Source organism: Caviibacterium pharyngocola, assembly GCF_002795405.1.
Taxonomy (GTDB): domain Bacteria; phylum Pseudomonadota; class Gammaproteobacteria; order Enterobacterales; family Pasteurellaceae; genus Caviibacterium; species Caviibacterium pharyngocola.
Window position 1 is genome coordinate 163,683 of the sequence record NZ_PHGZ01000006.1, and the last position, 16,985, is coordinate 180,667.

The following is a 16,985-nucleotide window of genomic DNA, read 5'->3' on the forward strand; positions in this document are numbered from 1 at the left end:
GTAAATATGAACGGAAAAATTGCATTAGTTACGGGTGCGACACGCGGTATCGGTCGTGCTATTGCGGAAGAATTGGTTGCCAAAGGCGCTTTTGTGATCGGCACGGCGACCTCCGAAAAAGGCGCGGAAAGCATTTCCGCCTATTTGGGTGAAAAAGGCAAAGGTTTGGTGTTAAACGTAGCGGATCAAGAATCCATTGATAGCGTACTGGCGCAAATCAAAGAAGCTTTCGGTGACATTGATATTTTGGTAAACAATGCGGGTATTACGCGCGATAATTTGTTAATGCGAATGAAAGACGATGAATGGTTCGATATTTTGCAAACCAATTTAACTTCGGTATATCGTTTATCTAAAGCAATGTTGCGTTCAATGATGAAAAAACGCTACGGTCGCATTATTACTATCGGATCTGTCGTCGGTTCGTCCGGTAATCCGGGACAAGCCAATTATTGCGCGGCGAAAGCGGGATTAATCGGTTTCAGCAAAGCTTTGGCAAAAGAAGTAGCATCGCGCGGTATTACGGTCAACGTGGTAGCGCCGGGATTTATCGCGACGGATATGACGGAAGTATTAACCGAGGAGCAAAAAGCCGGTATCTTATCTAATGTGCCTGCGGGTCATTTGGGCGAGCCGAAAGACATTGCAAAAGCGGTGGCGTTTTTGGCTTCCGAGGATGCGGGTTATATCACCGGTACGACGTTACACGTTAACGGCGGTTTATATATGGCGTAATTTGCTAAAATTTCGAATTATTTTTTAAAGCGATGCGTGAGAATGCATCGCTTTTTTTATATCCGATTTATTATAAAAAACCTTTTCTTAATGATAATTATTCTTAATTTGTTAAATTGAACTACCTATTTGTAAGTATTTTGTGAAAATTTTGTTATTTATGACAGAGATCAAATTATTTTTCGTCTAACGGGAGTAATATTCGATAATTAAATAAACCGTATAAATTATAGGTGAATGTGGAGTGCATTATGAATGATAAATTGAACGGACTATTTTCACTGGCCGATGTCAGCCGCCGTGATTTTATGAAATTATGTACCGCACTTGCGGCGACAATGGGATTAAGTTCAAAGGCGGGTGCTGAAATGAGCAATGCGCTCACCGCGCCGAAACGCCCGCCGGTGATTTGGATCGGGGCGCAGGAATGTACCGGCTGTACGGAGTCTCTATTGCGTTCTACTCACCCGACCGTTGAGAATTTGGTGCTTGACGTTATTTCATTAGAATATCACGAAGCCCTATCCGCCGCATTCGGCGATCAAGCGGAAGAAAATAAACATAACGCCATACACCACTATAAAGGCAAATATATTTTGGTGGTGGACGGTTCCATTCCGTTAAAAGACGGCGGCGTGTATTGTATGGTGGCGGGAAAACCTATTCACGAACATATTAAAACTGCGGCAAAAGATGCAGCGGCGATTATCGCGATCGGTTCTTGTTCTTCTTGGGGCGGTGTGCCTTCCAGCGGTGAAAATCCGACAGGTGCGGTCAGTTTATCGGAAATTTTACCCGGCATTCCTGTGATCAACATTCCGGGCTGTCCGCCGAATCCGCATAACTTCCTTGCCACTGTCGCTTACATTATCACTTATAAAAAATTGCCGGCAATGGACAAACAAAATCGTCCTCTATTTGCCTATGATCGGTTAATTCACGAAAACTGCTATCGCCGACCGCACTTTGATGCGGGACGCTTCGCCAAAGAATTCGGCGATTACGGTCATCGCAACGGTTGGTGTTTATATCATTTAGGCTGTAAAGGGCCGGAAACTTATGGTAACTGTTCCACTTTAGAATTTTGCGATGTAGGCGGCAATAACTGGCCGGTGGGTATCGGACATCCTTGTTACGGCTGTAATGAAAAAGGTATCGGTTTCACCAAAGATATTTTCCAACTGGCAACCGTTGAAAACCCGACGCCGCGCGTGAATAAACCGGATGTAATGAATACGGAAGGCGGGGAAATTTCCAAAACCGCAATCGGTTTATTGGGCGGAGCCGCCGGTGTGTTGGCGGGCGTCAGCGTAATGACTTTACGCGAGTTAAGTATTCAACGTAAAGCACTTGAAGTCGAACAAGATAAACAAGGATAAGCACGATGAATAGACGTAAGTTTTTGAAAGCGGGGCTTGCCGGCAGCCTTGTGGGCGGACTGAGTGTCTCGCCGCAAGCCAGTGCGATAGGCGCACAGAATCGCGAGCCGATTCCGGGTGCCTTGGGAATGTTATACGATTCGACCCTATGCGTAGGTTGCCAAGCTTGCGTGGTGGAATGTCAACAGGTAAATCATACGCCGGTAAATCCGGAAGGCGAGCAAAGTTGGTCGAATAACGATAAATTGTCGCCTTATACGCGTAACGTGATTCAAGTGTGGAGCGACGGCGACGGTACTGCTAAAGACCAGCCGGAAAACGGTTATGCTTATGTGAAAAAACAATGTATGCATTGCGTTGATCCGAACTGTGTCAGTGTTTGTCCGGTGCAAGCGTTAACGAAAAATCCTAAAACAGGTATCGTGAGTTATGATCCTGATATCTGTACCGGTTGCCGTTATTGTATGGTTGGTTGTCCGTTCGATGTGCCGAAATACGATTATAACAATCCTTTCGGGCAAATTTCCAAATGCGAGCTTTGTAACCAAAAAGGCGTTGAACGCATCGATCACGGCAAATTACCCGGCTGTTGCGATGTTTGCCCTACCGGCGCAATTATTTTCGGCTCGCGTGAAGATTTGTTGGAAGAAGCCCATCGTCGTTTAAACGCATTGCGCGGTTCCGATTATTATTATCCGCGTCAACACGTTAACAGCCAAGATCGTTATAAAGCTAGCATTCCGCGCTATTTGCAATATATTTACGGTGAAAAAGAAGCCGGCGGTACGCAAGTGTTAATGATTGCCGGCGTGCCTTATGAAAATTTAGGCTTGCCGAAATTGGACGAACTTTCCACCGGTGCGCGCGCGGAACACTTACAACATTTCTTATATCGCGGAATGGCGTTGCCATTGGTTGCTCTTGCCGGATTATCGGTGATTACTTACCGTAATATGCACGAAAAAGAAATCGAAGCTAATCGCCGTGCCAGAATGATTGCGAAGAAAGAAATGGAAAAAGAAATGGAAGAAGAGGAGGAGAAACATAATGGGTAGAGCACGTCCTCTCGGCGGAAGATTAATTTCGATTCCCGTTTTAGTCTTTGCGCCTATTGCGGTAATTTGTTTACTGTTGATTTTAAAACGTTTGGTTTTCGGTATCGGCTCGGTTACGGCGTTAAACGGCGGTTATCCGTGGGGAATTTGGATCGCCTTCGACTTATTGGTCGGTACGGGATTTGCCTGCGGCGGCTGGGCGTTGGCGTGGACGGTTTATGTCTTTAACAAAGGGAAATATCACCCGTTGGTGCGTCCGGCATTGCTGGCGAGCTTATTCGGTTATACCTTGGGCGGTTTGTCTATCACCATTGATATGGGGCGTTATTGGCATATGCCGTATTTCTTCGTGCCCGGACAATTTAACACCTCCTCCGTGTTATTTGAAACCGCGGTGTGTATGACCATTTACATTTGTGTGGTCACGCTGGAATTCGCGCCGGTGATACTAGGTTTCTTCGGCTTGCGCAAATGGTTCGATAAATTAAATAAAGTAATGTTTTTTATCGTCGCACTGGGCGCTTTATTGCCGATGATGCACCAATCTTCAATGGGATCTTTAATGATTGTTGCCGGTCATAAAGTGCATCCGGTATGGCAAAGTTATGAAATGTTACCGATTTTCTCACTTTTAACCGCCTTTATTATGGGCTTTTCCATTGTAGTGTTCGAAGGTTCTTTAGTGAAAGCGGGATTAGCGGGCAAAGCGCCGGACGAACGGCATTTATTTATCCAACTGATTAAAGCGACCAGCGTGTTAATGGTGGTTTTTGTCGGATTGCGTTTCGGCGAATTGATTTATCACGACAAATTACATTATGTGTTGCAATGGGAAAAACACGCTTATTTATTCTGGCTGGAAGTCTCCTTATTGCTATTGCCGGTCTTTACCTCTTTCTTAGGGGCGGGGCGACCGCGTAAAGACAGCCGTTGGTTATTCGTTTCGGCATTAAGTATGTTAATCGGCGCGGCATTATGGCGTATGGATTATTCGTTGATTATGTACGATCCGGGTAACGGCTATCATTATTTCCCGACCGCAGAAGAATTATTGATTTCTATCGGTTTTATATCTATTGAAATTTGTGCTTACATTCTGATTATTCGATTGTTCCCGGTATTGCCGGTTATTAAAGAAGCGCAAGAAGAACAAAATACACACACTGTGCAAGATGGAGTTAAAGTATGACAGAAAAACAACGCATTACGATTGATCCGATTACGCGTATCGAGGGTCATTTACGGATTGATTGTGAAATTGAAGACGGCAAAGTCGTGAATGCTTGGTCATCCGGTACAATGTGGCGCGGAATGGAAAATATCGTCAAAGGCAATGACCCGCGCAACGCGTGGATGATTATGCAACGAATTTGCGGCGTTTGTACCACGGTGCACGCTATTATCAGCGTGCGTGCGGTAGAAGATGCGATCAACGCGAAAGTGCCGGTGAATGCACAATACATTCGCAATATGATTTTAGCCGCCCACAGTATGCACGATCACATCGTTCATTTTTATCAATTATCCGCAATGGACTGGGTGGATATTACCGAAGCGCTAAAAGCGGATCCGCAAAAAGCGGCGGATATGTTGCAAGGCGTATCCACTTGGTCGCTAAACAGCGCCAATGAATTTCGTAATGTTCAGAAAAAAATTCAAGCTTTGGTAGAAAGCGGACAGCTAGGCATTTTTGCCAACGGCTATTTTAATCATCCGGCAATGAAATTACCGCCGGAAGTCAACTTAATCGCCGTGGCGCATTATTTGCAGGCTTTGGAATGTCAACGCGATGCCAACCGCGTAGTGGCATTACTCGGCGGAAAATCACCGCACATTCAAAATCTGGCGATCGGCGGTGTAGCGAATCCGATTAATTTGGATTCGCAAGCAGTACTCAATTTGGAACGTTTAATGTTCGTAAAAGCGTGCATTGATAAATTAAACGACTTCGTAAATCAAGTATATAAAGTGGATACTGCGGTAATCGCGGCGTATTATCCGGAATGGTTAAAATTGGGTGCGACCTCACGCAATTATTTATCCGTACCGGAATATCCGATCGATCAAGAAAATAAAGTCTTCGAACTTTACGGCGGTTATATTGAAAACGGTGATCTCGCCACTTTCCGCCCGATCACCAATCACAAAGACGATTATGTGATTAAAGGTATCAAAGAAAGCGGTAAACATTCGTGGTATGAAGATGATGAACCGCTTGCGCCTTGGGCGGGGTTAACGCGTCCTAAATATACCGGTTGGCAGGAAGACGGCAAATATTCGTGGGTTAAAGCGCCGTCGTTTTACGGCAAAGTGGTGGAAGTCGGGCCGTTGGCTTATCTAATGACCGGTCTCGCCGCGCAAGACAAACGTACCTTGACTCATTTCGATCAAATTAAAGGATTATATACCGCACTTACCGGCAATAGCTTATCGGTGGAAGATTTACATTCCACATTAGGGCGCATTATCGGCCGCACGACGCATTGTTGCGTATTAAATGATATTTTGGCGGAACAATGGCAAAAACTTATCGAAAATATCGGCAAAGGCGATACCGTCGCATATCTGAAAACGGATATTCCGGCAAACGGCGAATATCGCGGTGTTGGTTTCGGTGAAGTGCCACGCGGAATGTTATCGCACTGGGTGGTGATTAAAGACGGTAAAATCGAAAATTATCAAGCCGTGGTGCCGTCCACTTGGAACTCCGGTCCGCGTAATGAAAAAGATGAAATGGGACCTTATGAATTATCGCTTATCGGCACACCGGTTGCTGATCCGTCCAAACCGTTGGAAGTGGTGCGAACTATTCACTCTTTCGACCCTTGTATGTCGTGTGCCGTGCACGTTGTGAATACGGAAAACGGCGAAGTGACACAGGTGAAAATTTTGTGATGAAACCGTTAATTTTAGGCGTCGGCAACATTTTATTAAGCGACGAAGGCATTGGCGTTTATGCCGTGCAAGCTTTGGAAAAAGATCCGATTTTTTCACCGCACTTTGATATTGTGGACGGCGGCACTTGCGGAATGGAGCTGTTGGATATAATGGCGAACCGCGATCACATTATTATTGTGGACGCAGTATTGGCGAATAAAACGCCGGGCGAAATCATCGTGTTATACGATGAACAAGTACCAACGTTTTTCTCGCGTAAAATCTCGCCGCACCAACTGGGGATCTGCGATGTGCTGTCGGCATTGAAACTTACCGATGAATTTCCGCGTAATTTATGTTTAATTGGTATTCAACCGGAAAGTTTCGAACCGGCGATCGGATTAAGCGCTTTATTACAACAACGCTTGCCGGATATTCGCACGCAAATTATCGAACAATTACGACAATACGGCGTGATGCCGAACAATAACGAGAAAAGTGCGGTATGAATCGAGAAAGTTTTGCACCTACGGAGGTTTTAGATATTCATTGCACGGGATTCGATCAAGATCCGTCATCGTTGTTGCAACGCGCAATGGAAAAAATCGTGCCGACTATGCAGGATTTGCCTTTTTATCGTCGCGATATTGCGTGTTTTTGCCCGAAATTTACATTGTATGAAAATCAATGGCTCGGCGCTTTATTAACGCCTTGGACGTTAAGTTTAGTGGTGTTGCCGGGGCCGGGACAACAATGGGAAAATCGCACTGTCGGCGATAAATTGGTGCTGCGTTTACCTTATAAAGATCTGGTATTTACGGTCAGTCATCTGGATGACATCCCGCAATATTTAAGCTGTTCGTTGCAATCGCCGTTGGATCCGAGTCTTACGGCGGAACAAGCGGAAAAACTGGCGAAAGATTGTTTATATATGATGTTATCCTTGCCGGTGAAACAAAAAACACCGGATCTCGGCAAGCGAAATATCTTTAAAGCCTTGGCGGATTAGGGAATTTGTTCGAAAAACTGGCTAAAACTTAGGGTTAATGTTAAAATCCGCATAGCGATGTAACCGGGTTACGTTGGCTGTTGCGTTAGCAGGGTAACGTAACTATTTTTTATTGTATGTGTTTGAATTATCTCTGTTTGAGGTTTGACCTTGTAAAAATCGGTTGCAACTTTGAGAAAAATGCATACACTATAAAACCATTATTTTATGGCTAACTATAATAGGAAAAGCAAGATGAGCATTGAAGAACGCGTAAAAAAAATCATTGTTGAACAATTAGGTGTTAAAGAGGAAGACGTGAAATCCGAAGCTTCTTTCGTAGAAGATTTAGGTGCGGACTCTTTAGATACCGTTGAACTTGTAATGGCTTTAGAAGAAGAATTCGATATCGAAATTCCTGATGAAGAAGCGGAAAAAATTACAACTGTTCAATCAGCGATCGACTACGTTCAAAACAATCAGTAATTTAATCGGGGCGGTATTTTTACCGCCCTTATTTTATCCGCAAAATAATCCAATCCTTCCGTTAAGGCTAATCTTACAACATTATGGCGAAAATTGATCTAACGCTATTTTTTGTAATAAATCCTGTTGAAACGATTGTGCATTTTGCCAAATGCAGTATCATACCCGCTAACTTTCTCATATAACTCTTTTGAAGGATATTTTATGCTTTATTTAGAATTTTTATTTCTGCTCTTGATGCTTTATACCGGTAGTCGTTACGGCGGTATCGGTCTTGGAGTAATATCAGGTATAGGTTTAGTGATCGAAGTTTTTATACTTCGTATGCCGTTAGGGAAAGCACCGATTGACGTAATGTTGGTGATTCTTGCCGTTGTAACTTGTGCCTCCGTATTAGAAGCAGCCGGCGGTTTAAAATATATGCTGCAAATCGCCGAACGTATTTTACGCAGCAACCCGAAACGCGTCACAATCCTTGGACCAATCGTTACTTATTTAATGACCTTTATGTTGGGTACCGGTCACTCGGTTTATTCCGTAATGCCGATTATCGGTGACATCGCGTTAAAAAATAAAATCCGTCCGGAACGTCCGATGGCGGTTTCTTCCGTGGCATCGCAATTAGCCATTACCTCCAGCCCGTTATCGGCGGCGATTGCCTATTATTTAACCCAAATCACGCAAATTCCGGGTTATGAACATATCAGCTTATTGAATATTATCTCCGTTACCGTTCCGGCAACGTTCCTCGGCACAATGGCAATGGCGCTTTACAGCTTACGTCGCGGGAAAGAATTGGAAGATGATCCGGAATATCAACGTCGTTTACAAGATCCGGTATGGCGCGAACGTATTTTGAATACCACCGCAACCTCATTAAATGACGAATTACCGAAATCGGCAAAACTTGCGGTGTATTTATTCTTACTTTCTTTGGTTTCCGTGGTAATTATCGCAATGTTGCCGGAAATCCGCACCGTCGGCGTACCGGTTGACGGTAAAGCGGTTAAACCGATTTCAATGTCTTTCATCATCCAAATGATGATGCTTTGTTTCGGCGGTATCATTTTAATCGCCACCAAAACCAACCCGCAAACCGTACCGAACGGTGTAGTATTTAAATCCGGAATGGTCGCGTGTGTGGCAATTTTCGGTATCGCGTGGATGAGCGACACTTATTTCCAATACGCAATGCCGGAATTTAAAGCGGCAGTAACCTCAATGGTTGAGCACTATCCTTGGACATTCGCCTTCGCCTTATTTGCCGTTTCCGTGGTGATCAACAGTCAAGCTGCGACCGCCGTAATGATGCTTCCGGTCGGTATCGGCTTAGGTTTACCGGCACCGGTGCTTATCGGTTTAATTCCGGCGACCTACGCTTACTTCTTCATTCCGAACTATCCGTCCGATATCGCAACGGTTAACTTCGACGTCACTGGTACGACAAAAATCGGTAAATACTACTTCAACCACAGCTTTATGGTACCGGGTTTAATCGGTGTAGTGACAGCCTGTTTAGTCGGTTACGCTATTGCGCATATCGTTATTGCGTAATACAACGTTAATCGACGGATAAACCCGAATGGCAAAAGTGCGGTAATTTTCACCGCACTTTTTTTGTTTTATAAATACTGCATCGCGGAAAGATTTGCTTCTTTAAGCAATAAAAAAGGCACTGAAATCAGCGCCTTGAATCGAATTATTTCTTATGAGCGTTTCATAATTTCAAAGAATTCTTCGTTGGTTTTCGCAACCATCAGTTTATCGATAAGGAATTCCATCGCTTCCACTTCGCCCATCGGGTTAAGGATTTTACGTAGAATCCACATTTTTTGTAATTCGTCAGGCGTGGTGAGTAAATCTTCTTTACGCGTACCGGAACGGTTGAAATCGATCGCCGGGAATACGCGTTTTTCTGCGATTTTACGGGAAAGATGTAATTCCATATTCCCCGTACCTTTAAATTCCTCGAAGATCACCTCGTCCATTTTCGAACCGGTATCTACTAAAGCGGTGGCGATAATAGTGAGGCTGCCGCCTTCTTCCACGTTACGCGCCGCACCGAAGAAACGCTTCGGACGATGTAATGCATTGGCATCCACACCGCCGGATAAAATTTTGCCCGATGCCGGTGTCACGGTGTTGTAAGCGCGCGCTAAACGCGTAATACTATCCAACAAAATCACCACGTCTTTTTTATGCTCGACCGAACGTTTGGCTTTTTCGATAACCATTTCCGCCACTTGAACGTGACGTGCTGCCGGTTCATCAAAAGTGGAAGCAATTACTTCACCTTTTACCGAACGTTGCATTTCGGTCACTTCCTCCGGACGTTCGTCAATCAACAGAACGATCAACTCGCATTCGGGATAATTGTGCGTAATGCTTTGGGCAATATTTTGCAACAACATTGTTTTACCCGCTTTCGGCGGCGCAACGATAAGACCGCGTTGACCTTTCCCGATCGGTGACGCCAAATCTAAAATTCGAGCGGTTAAATCTTCGGTGGAACCGTTACCGCGTTCCATTCTAAGACGTGAATTTGCGTGAAGCGGTGTTAAGTTTTCAAAGAGAATTTTGCTGCGGGAAACTTCCGGTTTGTCATCGTTGACTTGATCGACTTTAAGCAGGGCGAAATAGCGTTCGCCTTCTTTCGGCGGGCGAATTTTACCTTCGATTTTATCCCCGGTTTGCAAATTGAATCGACGAATTTGGCTCGGTGAAACATAAATGTCATCCGGACCGGCTAGGTATGAACTGTCTGCGGAACGTAAGAAACCGAAACCGTCGGGTAAAATTTCTAACACACCGCCGCCGAAAATATCTTCGCCGCTTTTAGCGTGTTGTTTTAAAATAGCGAAAACGATGTCTTGTTTGCGTAAACGGGCTAAATTTTCTAACCCCATTTTTTCTTCGCCGAGCGTTACCAATTCTGAAACGGGCGTATTTTTTAGTTCTGTTAAATGCATAATTGAAATGTTATTAAGATTGGGTAATGATTTAGAGTGAAAAGACCTCGAAAAGGTCGGTTGAATGGGCGTAAAGTTACCACTAAATCCGCATTCTGTCTAGTTTTTGAATGAAATATTTACAAAAAAGTGCGGTTGTTTTTTGGGGATTTTCCGACTTCGTGCTATTCTTAGCACAATTTTTATAGCGCCCGACTTTTGTAACGCGCTGAGTATTGAAACATCAATGAATGAACGTATTATGCAAAATGACCATTTAAGTCGGCAACGATTCGCCGATTTAACTTTAGATCCTAAAGTCCTATCCGCCTTGCAACAAAAAGGCTTCGAATATTGTACGCCGATTCAGGCGCTGTCACTGCCGATCAGCTTGGCTGGGCGTGATGTCGCCGGTCAGGCACAAACCGGCACGGGAAAAACTATCGCATTTTTGACCGCAGTTTTTCATCATTTAGTCACTCATCCCGCCCAAGGACAACCGCGCGCTTTGATCTTAGCACCGACGCGCGAATTGGCGGTGCAAATCAGTCACGATGCGGAATCGTTAGCGGCGGCGACCGGATTAAAAACCGGTTTGGCTTACGGCGGCGACGGTTATGACAAACAGCTTAAAGCTATCGAACAAGGCATCGATATTTTAATCGGCACGACCGGACGTGTGATTGATTATGTCAAACAAGGCGTAATTCGCCTGTCCGATATTCAAGTGGTGGTGCTGGATGAAGCGGATCGAATGTTCGATTTAGGTTTTATCAAAGATATTCGTTATCTTATGCGCAAATGCCCGCCGCCGGCGCAGCGTTTGACGATGTTATTTTCCGCCACGCTGTCTTACAAAGTGCGCGAGTTGGCATTTGAAGATATGAACGATCCCGAATATATCGAAATCGAGCCTTTGCAAAAAACCGGACATCGTATTAAAGAAGAATTATTTTATCCGTCCAATCGAGACAAAATGGCGTTATTAATGACCTTATTGGAAGAAGAATGGCCGGAACGTTGCATTATTTTTGCCAATACCAAACACCGTTGCGAAGACATTTGGGGGTATTTGGCGGCGGACGGACACCGCGTCGGCTTGCTTACCGGCGATGTGGCGCAGAAAAAACGTTTGTCGCTGTTAAAACAATTTACCGACGGCGATTTGGATATTTTGGTGGCGACGGATGTGGCGGCGCGCGGGTTGCATATTCCTGACGTAACGCACGTTTTCAACTACGATTTACCGGATGATTGCGAAGATTATGTACACCGAATCGGACGCACCGGACGCGCGGGCGAAAGCGGCGTATCCATTAGTTTCGCTTGCGAAGAATACGCAATGAATTTACCGGCGATCGAAGAATATATCGGACACAGCATTCCGGTCAGTCAATATGACGCCGATTCCCTGCTTACCGACTTGCCGAAACCTTATCGGGTAAAACGCAACACCTCACCGACAAATCGTCAACAACGTCCGTTTAAAAAACGTTACTGATTTTGACCGCACTTTTAATATTGTTTGAGGCTTCAGGAATGAAGCCTTTTTAATTTTTATCTAAAATGTGATGTTTGTCACAAACTTTATGGTTATTTTCAAAAACTAAGAAATTTTCCTATTTTTCCTAAGTGCTTGTCCGAAGTCGTTACCCGCAAATTTATCTAAGATAACCTCATTGTTTTTTAATCGTATTTGATGAGGAAATTATGCTTAAATTTTTACAAGAAGTTAGATTGCCGGTGTTGGCTCTTCCGTTGGAAGAACGCCGCAAAATGTGGTTTAAACCGTTTATGCAATCTTATTTGGTGGTTTTTATCGGTTATATGGCAATGTATTTGATTCGTAAGAATTTTAATATCGCACAAAACGATATGATTGAAACCTACGGGCTCACAAAAACCGAATTGGGGATGATCGGTTTAGGCTTTTCAATTACTTATGGTGTAGGTAAAACCGTCGTGTCTTATTACGCGGACGGCAAAAATACGAAACAATTCGTGCCGTTTATGTTAATTTTATCGGCAATCTGTATGCTCGGATTTAGTGCGAGTATGGGCGGCGGCAGCGTGGCTTTATTTTTGATGATTGCCTTTTATGCATTAAGCGGTTTTTTCCAAAGTACCGGCGGTTCCTCCAGTTACTCAACCATTACCAAATGGACTCCACGTAAAAAACGCGGTACGTTCTTAGGTTTTTGGAATTTATCACATAATGTCGGTGGTGCGGCGGCAGCTGGTGTGGCGTTGTTCGGTGCGAATGTGGTGTTTAACGGACACGTGATCGGGATGTTTATTTTCCCGTCAATTATCGCTTTAATTATCGGTTTTATCGGTTTGCGTTATGGTTCTGATTCACCTGAAGCTTATGGATTAGGTAAAGCAGAAGAATTATTTGGTGAAGAAGTGAGCGAGGAAGATCGTGATGCGGAAGAAAACCAATTAACCAAATGGCAAACTTTTGTGCAATATGTGTTAAGAAATAAAGTGATTTGGTTGCTGTGTTTTGCGAATATTTTCCTTTATATCGTGCGAATCGGTATCGACCAATGGTCACCGGTATATGCTTATCAAGAACTAGGTTTTTCCAAAGATGCAGCAATTTCTGGTTTCGCTTTATTTGAAGTCGGCGCTTTAGTTGGCACTTTCTTATGGGGATATTTGTCGGATTTAGCAAACGGACGTCGAGCTTTAACTGCTTGTATCGCCTTGGTGCTAATCGTTTTTACCCTTGAGTTTTATCAATTTGCGACCAACGAATATATGTATTTGATTGCCTTATTTGTGCTCGGCTTTTTGGTGTTTGGTCCGCAATTATTGATCGGCGTGGCGGCGGTTGGATTTGTACCGAAAAAAGCGATTGCCGTAGCCGACGGAGTAAAAGGGACATTTGCGTACTTAATCGGTGATAGCTTTGCTAAACTCGGTTTAGGGATGATTGCCGACGGTACACCGATTTTTGGGTTAACCGGTTGGAGTGGTACCTTCGCTGCTTTAAATACCTCCGCTTTAGTTTGTATGGGATTGTTGGTTTTCGTGGCGATTGCCGAAGAAAAGAAAATCCGTAAACAGAAAAAAGCGATAAGAAATTAATCAAGGAACAAAGTGCGGTGGATTTTTTCACCGCACTTTCTTTGCTATATGGTGTACAATACGCCCTTTTATGCATTTGATAGGATAAACGGATGATTAATGTCGTACTTGTCGATGATCATACTATTGTTCGTTCCGGATTCGCTCAATTACTTTCCCTAGAAGAAGATATTCAAGTTATCGGCGAATTTGGCTCGGCAAAAGAGACACGACAAAATTTGCCGCGTTTAAAGCCGCACATTTGTATTATTGACATTTCAATGCCGGAAGAAAGCGGCATTGCGTTGCTGGAGGATATTCCGAGTGGCATTCACTGTATTATGTTGAGTGTGAACGATACGGAATTAATGATCAAAAAAGCCTTGGAATTGGGCGCGAAAGGCTATTTAAGTAAGCGTTGTAGTCCGGAGGAATTAGTGCAAGCGGTGCGCACTGTGTATGCGGGCGGCGTTTATTTAATGCCTGATTTAACGGTAAAACTGGTATCCTCAAAAACGACGGATTCGGTTACCCAATTAACCAAACGGGAACGGGAAATTTGCGAATTATTGATTCAAGGATGGGATGTCAAGGAAACTGTTTTTGCTTTTATTTACGGTTGGTTTTTAGTGGTTTGCGCCTATTTTTGTTTGTGGGTGATTTCCGACTATTTGCTTTCCGATCCGGTTTTGGCACTTTTATTTTTACCCTTTGCCTTGCGCTGTGGAATTTCATTACATATCACAAAAAAATATTGGGTAATTCCCTATTTTGCCGAGTATAGCGTATTATGTTTGTTATGCTTTTCTTTTCCGGAGTTATCTTATTTACCGGCTTTTATATTAAGTGCAGTCAGTTTTCCGTTAGTTTTTATTTTTCAACGCTATTATTTCGGCAGTCAATTAAAATGCTTATGCTTACAACTTTTATTAATTGGCATTATCAGCGCAATAAACGGATTGGGTATTTTCTCCGGTGAATTTTATTTTACCTTTTTAGTCAGTTTTACTGGCGGAATATTAATTATTCCCGCCTGTTATTTGGTCAATGATTTTTTATTTAATACCAATTGGTTGCCACTTACCGCTGCATTAGTGAAAAAGCCGATTACGCTACGCACGAAGCATATTTTAATTTATATCTTTTTGTTTATTTTGAATATTTATATTCAAACGGCGTTACCGGAAGCCTTTAATCGTTTTTCGTTATTTTATTTGGCTATTCCGATTATTCTGTTGGCATTTCAATATGGTTGGCAGGGGGCATTATTAGGCACGTTATTAAATAGTATCGCATTAATTGGTACGACACATCATTTTTCCGATCTGGAAATTACCGGTTTATTATTGACGTTATCAATACAAACTATTACGGGAATCTTTTTAGGTGTTGGTATTCAGCGTCAGCGGGATTTAAATTATAGTCTTTCGGTGGAATTAAATCGTAATAAACATTTAACTCGTCAATTAATTAATACGGAAGAATCCATTCGGCAAGATATTTCGCGCGAATTACACGATGAAATCGGACAAAATATTACTGCGATTCGTACTCAAGCGAGTATTTTAAAACGTATCGGTCATTCTGAAACGCACGAAAAATTAGCCGGCACGATTGAACAATTATCTTTAAATATTTATGACAAGACAAAAGGATTATTAAATCGTATTCGCCCACGCTTATTGGATGATTTAGATCTTCATCAAGCATTACAAAATTTATTCATTGAATTGGGATTCGAAAATCAGGGAATTGCAACGCATTTAACTTGGCAGAATAATCAAAATGCTCAGTTGGGACATATTTTAGAGATTACAATTTATCGTCTTTGTCAGGAAAGTTTAAATAATATTATTAAATATTCAAAGGCTACGGATGTTTATATTGATATTCGTATTGAGGACAACGTTCATATCAGGATTCGTGATAACGGCATTGGTTTTGATGTGAAAAATGTTACTTCAAACGGCTTCGGTATTCGCGGAATGCAAGAACGTGCGGGCATTTTATGCGGTACATTCGAGATTATTTCAAATCCAATCGAAAAATCACCGCACTTTCACGGTACAACGATTAAGGTTTCTTTACCTAGAAATTAACTATGCAAAAAACAGAGATAAATATTGATCAAACTTATCGCTATTGGCGTTTTCATTTAATGTTGGCGATGTATATTGGTTATGCTGGATTTTATTTAACGCGGAAAAGTTTAAATTTTGCTGTGCCGGCACTGATTGCGGATTTAGGCATTGATAAAAACGACATTGGCATAATGGCAACCTTGTTTTATATCACTTATGGTATTTCGAAATTTTTTTCGGGCATTTTTTCTGATCGCTCCAATCCTCGATTGTTTATGGCGATCGGATTGATTCTAACCGGAATCACCAATATTTTATTCGGGTTGTCCGATTCGGTTTTTATGTTCACGAGCTTGTGGGTGTTGAATGCGTGGTTTCAGGGTTGGGGCTGGCCGGCTTGTTCAAAATTGTTAACAACGTGGTATTCCCGCACGGAGAGAGGATCGTGGTGGTCAATTTGGAATACTGCGCATAATGTTGGTGGTGCACTGATTCCGTTACTTGTCGGGTATTTGACGTTGCATTATAGCTGGCGACACGGTTTTTCTATTGCCGGTATCATTACGATTATTATCGGGTTATTTCTTTTTTGGCGCTTGCGCGATACGCCGGAATCAATGGGCTTGCCAAGTATCGGGAAATGGCGCAATGATAAATTGGAACTCGCTCAAGAACAGGAGGGGGCGGATTTAAGTTGGAAAGCTATTTTATATCAGTATGTTTTTTTTAATAAATATATTTGGCTATTGGCATTAAGTTATGCCTTAGTTTACATCGTGCGCACAGCAATCAACGATTGGGGCAATATTTATTTAACAGAAAAATATCATTATGATTTGGTGTCGGCAAACACTGTGTTATCGTTATTTGAAATTGGTGGATTAATGGGATCTCTCGTTGCTGGTTGGGGCTCAGATCGTTTATTTTCCAGCAATCGTGGTCCAATGGCATTGTTGTTTGCCATTGGTATTTTCTTTTCTATATTGGCACTTTGGCTGATGACCAAAGAAAATTTTATTTTGCAGGCAAGTGTCTTTTTTTCCATCGGTTTTTTTGTATTTGGTCCGCAAATGCTGATCGGAATGGCTGCGGCGGAGTGTGCACATAAAAAAATGCCGGGTTCGGCAACGGGATTTGTCGGCTTATTTGCCTATTTAGGTGCGGCGCTTGCCGGTTATCCTTTGGCACTAATTATGCAGTCTTTTCATTGGAATGGCTTTTTTGTTGTGATCGCCTGTGCTGCGTCCGGTATTGTCTTGTTATTATTACCATTTTTAAAAGTACAAAATTAAAAAAAACTCCGAGCATTTCGGAAGCTTGGTTTTAATTGTTTAAAGTAAATAAATGATCCGCACTTGAGTTGG

14 protein-coding genes and 1 pseudogene are annotated in these 16,985 nt (G+C 42.9%); 14 read left to right on the forward strand and 1 reads right to left on the reverse strand.

Annotated elements, in window-relative coordinates; translation table 11 throughout:
- The first annotated feature begins 6 nt into the window (after positions 1-6).
- The 9 genes from fabG to CVP04_RS03375 all read left to right on the forward strand — a co-directional run bounded on the left by fabG (position 7) and on the right by CVP04_RS03375 (position 9,074).
- Entirely contained in the window at positions 7-735 is a 729-nt protein-coding gene (gene fabG / locus CVP04_RS03335; protein ID WP_100296096.1) for a 3-oxoacyl-ACP reductase FabG, read from the forward strand.
- A gap of 251 nt (positions 736-986) precedes the next feature.
- Positions 987-2,114: a hydrogenase 2 small subunit gene (gene hybO / locus CVP04_RS03340; protein WP_100296097.1), complete on the forward strand. Its 1,128-nt coding sequence runs from the start codon at positions 987-989 to the stop codon at positions 2,112-2,114.
- Positions 2,115-2,119: 5 nt separating this feature from the next.
- Complete coding sequence (hybA, locus tag CVP04_RS03345) at positions 2,120-3,169, forward strand: hydrogenase 2 operon protein HybA (RefSeq protein ID WP_100296098.1); 1,050 nt, start codon at positions 2,120-2,122, stop codon at positions 3,167-3,169.
- Complete coding sequence (gene hybB / locus CVP04_RS03350; RefSeq protein ID WP_100296099.1) at positions 3,162-4,358, forward strand: Ni/Fe-hydrogenase cytochrome b subunit; 1,197 nt, start codon at positions 3,162-3,164, stop codon at positions 4,356-4,358. Before hybA ends, hybB begins: the two co-directional genes overlap by 8 nt.
- Positions 4,355-6,064 (forward strand): hydrogenase 2 large subunit, encoded by a 1,710-nt coding sequence (gene hybC, locus CVP04_RS03355; RefSeq protein WP_100296100.1) that lies wholly within the window; start codon positions 4,355-4,357, stop codon positions 6,062-6,064. The genes hybB and hybC overlap by 4 nt, the downstream gene beginning before the upstream one ends.
- Positions 6,064-6,555 (forward strand): HyaD/HybD family hydrogenase maturation endopeptidase, encoded by a 492-nt coding sequence (locus CVP04_RS03360; RefSeq protein ID WP_100296101.1) that lies wholly within the window; start codon positions 6,064-6,066, stop codon positions 6,553-6,555. The genes hybC and CVP04_RS03360 overlap by 1 nt, the downstream gene beginning before the upstream one ends.
- The gene (gene hybE / locus CVP04_RS03365) at positions 6,552-7,055 is read left to right on the forward strand and encodes a hydrogenase-2 assembly chaperone (RefSeq protein WP_100296102.1); all 504 of its coding nucleotides are present in this window, start codon (positions 6,552-6,554) and stop codon (positions 7,053-7,055) included. Before CVP04_RS03360 ends, hybE begins: the two co-directional genes overlap by 4 nt.
- Before the next feature lie 234 nt (positions 7,056-7,289).
- Complete coding sequence (gene acpP / locus CVP04_RS03370; RefSeq protein ID WP_005627318.1) at positions 7,290-7,520, forward strand: acyl carrier protein; 231 nt, start codon at positions 7,290-7,292, stop codon at positions 7,518-7,520.
- A gap of 204 nt (positions 7,521-7,724) precedes the next feature.
- Positions 7,725-9,074 carry an anaerobic C4-dicarboxylate transporter gene (locus CVP04_RS03375; RefSeq protein ID WP_100296103.1) on the forward strand — a complete coding sequence of 450 codons (1,350 nt, stop codon included), beginning with the start codon at positions 7,725-7,727 and terminating at the stop codon, positions 9,072-9,074.
- 152 nt (positions 9,075-9,226) lie between these two features.
- Here the strand turns inward: CVP04_RS03375 and rho are convergent, their stop codons facing one another.
- Positions 9,227-10,489 carry a transcription termination factor Rho gene (gene rho, locus CVP04_RS03380; protein ID WP_100296104.1) on the reverse strand — a complete coding sequence of 421 codons (1,263 nt, stop codon included), beginning with the start codon at positions 10,487-10,489 and terminating at the stop codon, positions 9,227-9,229.
- Between the two features lie 241 nt (positions 10,490-10,730).
- Here rho and rhlB point away from each other — a divergent pair, with 241 nt between their 5' ends.
- The 5 genes and pseudogenes from rhlB (at position 10,731) to uhpC (ending at position 16,913) form a co-directional block, all read left to right on the forward strand.
- Complete coding sequence (rhlB, locus tag CVP04_RS03385) at positions 10,731-11,969, forward strand: ATP-dependent RNA helicase RhlB (protein WP_100296139.1); 1,239 nt, start codon at positions 10,731-10,733, stop codon at positions 11,967-11,969.
- A 209-nt stretch (positions 11,970-12,178) separates the two neighbouring features.
- Positions 12,179-13,561, forward strand: coding sequence for a hexose-6-phosphate:phosphate antiporter (gene uhpT / locus CVP04_RS03390; protein ID WP_100296105.1), 1,383 nt, complete (start codon positions 12,179-12,181; stop codon positions 13,559-13,561).
- Between the two features lie 92 nt (positions 13,562-13,653).
- Positions 13,654-13,980, forward strand: a pseudogene (locus CVP04_RS12475) (response regulator); the annotation flags it as partial.
- A 129-nt stretch (positions 13,981-14,109) separates the two neighbouring features.
- Entirely contained in the window at positions 14,110-15,639 is a 1,530-nt protein-coding gene (gene uhpB, locus CVP04_RS03395; protein ID WP_423738288.1) for a signal transduction histidine-protein kinase/phosphatase UhpB, read from the forward strand.
- Positions 15,640-15,641: 2 nt separating this feature from the next.
- The gene (gene uhpC, locus CVP04_RS03400; RefSeq protein WP_100296107.1) at positions 15,642-16,913 is read left to right on the forward strand and encodes an MFS transporter; all 1,272 of its coding nucleotides are present in this window, start codon (positions 15,642-15,644) and stop codon (positions 16,911-16,913) included.
- Positions 16,914-16,985 lie beyond the last annotated feature (72 nt).

Coding starts and splice junctions, on each gene's coding strand:
- fabG (WP_100296096.1), top strand. CDS start 7: ATGAACGGAAAAATTGCATTAGTTACGGGTGCGACACGCGGTATCGGT.
- hybO (WP_100296097.1), top strand. CDS start 987: ATGAATGATAAATTGAACGGACTATTTTCACTGGCCGATGTCAGCCGC.
- hybA (WP_100296098.1), top strand. CDS start 2,120: ATGAATAGACGTAAGTTTTTGAAAGCGGGGCTTGCCGGCAGCCTTGTG.
- hybB (WP_100296099.1), top strand. CDS start 3,162: ATGGGTAGAGCACGTCCTCTCGGCGGAAGATTAATTTCGATTCCCGTT.
- hybC (WP_100296100.1), top strand. CDS start 4,355: ATGACAGAAAAACAACGCATTACGATTGATCCGATTACGCGTATCGAG.
- CVP04_RS03360 (WP_100296101.1), top strand. CDS start 6,064: ATGAAACCGTTAATTTTAGGCGTCGGCAACATTTTATTAAGCGACGAA.
- hybE (WP_100296102.1), top strand. CDS start 6,552: ATGAATCGAGAAAGTTTTGCACCTACGGAGGTTTTAGATATTCATTGC.
- acpP (WP_005627318.1), top strand. CDS start 7,290: ATGAGCATTGAAGAACGCGTAAAAAAAATCATTGTTGAACAATTAGGT.
- CVP04_RS03375 (WP_100296103.1), top strand. CDS start 7,725: ATGCTTTATTTAGAATTTTTATTTCTGCTCTTGATGCTTTATACCGGT.
- rho (WP_100296104.1), bottom strand. CDS start 10,489: ATGCATTTAACAGAACTAAAAAATACGCCCGTTTCAGAATTGGTAACG.
- rhlB (WP_100296139.1), top strand. CDS start 10,731: ATGCAAAATGACCATTTAAGTCGGCAACGATTCGCCGATTTAACTTTA.
- uhpT (WP_100296105.1), top strand. CDS start 12,179: ATGCTTAAATTTTTACAAGAAGTTAGATTGCCGGTGTTGGCTCTTCCG.
- uhpC (WP_100296107.1), top strand. CDS start 15,642: ATGCAAAAAACAGAGATAAATATTGATCAAACTTATCGCTATTGGCGT.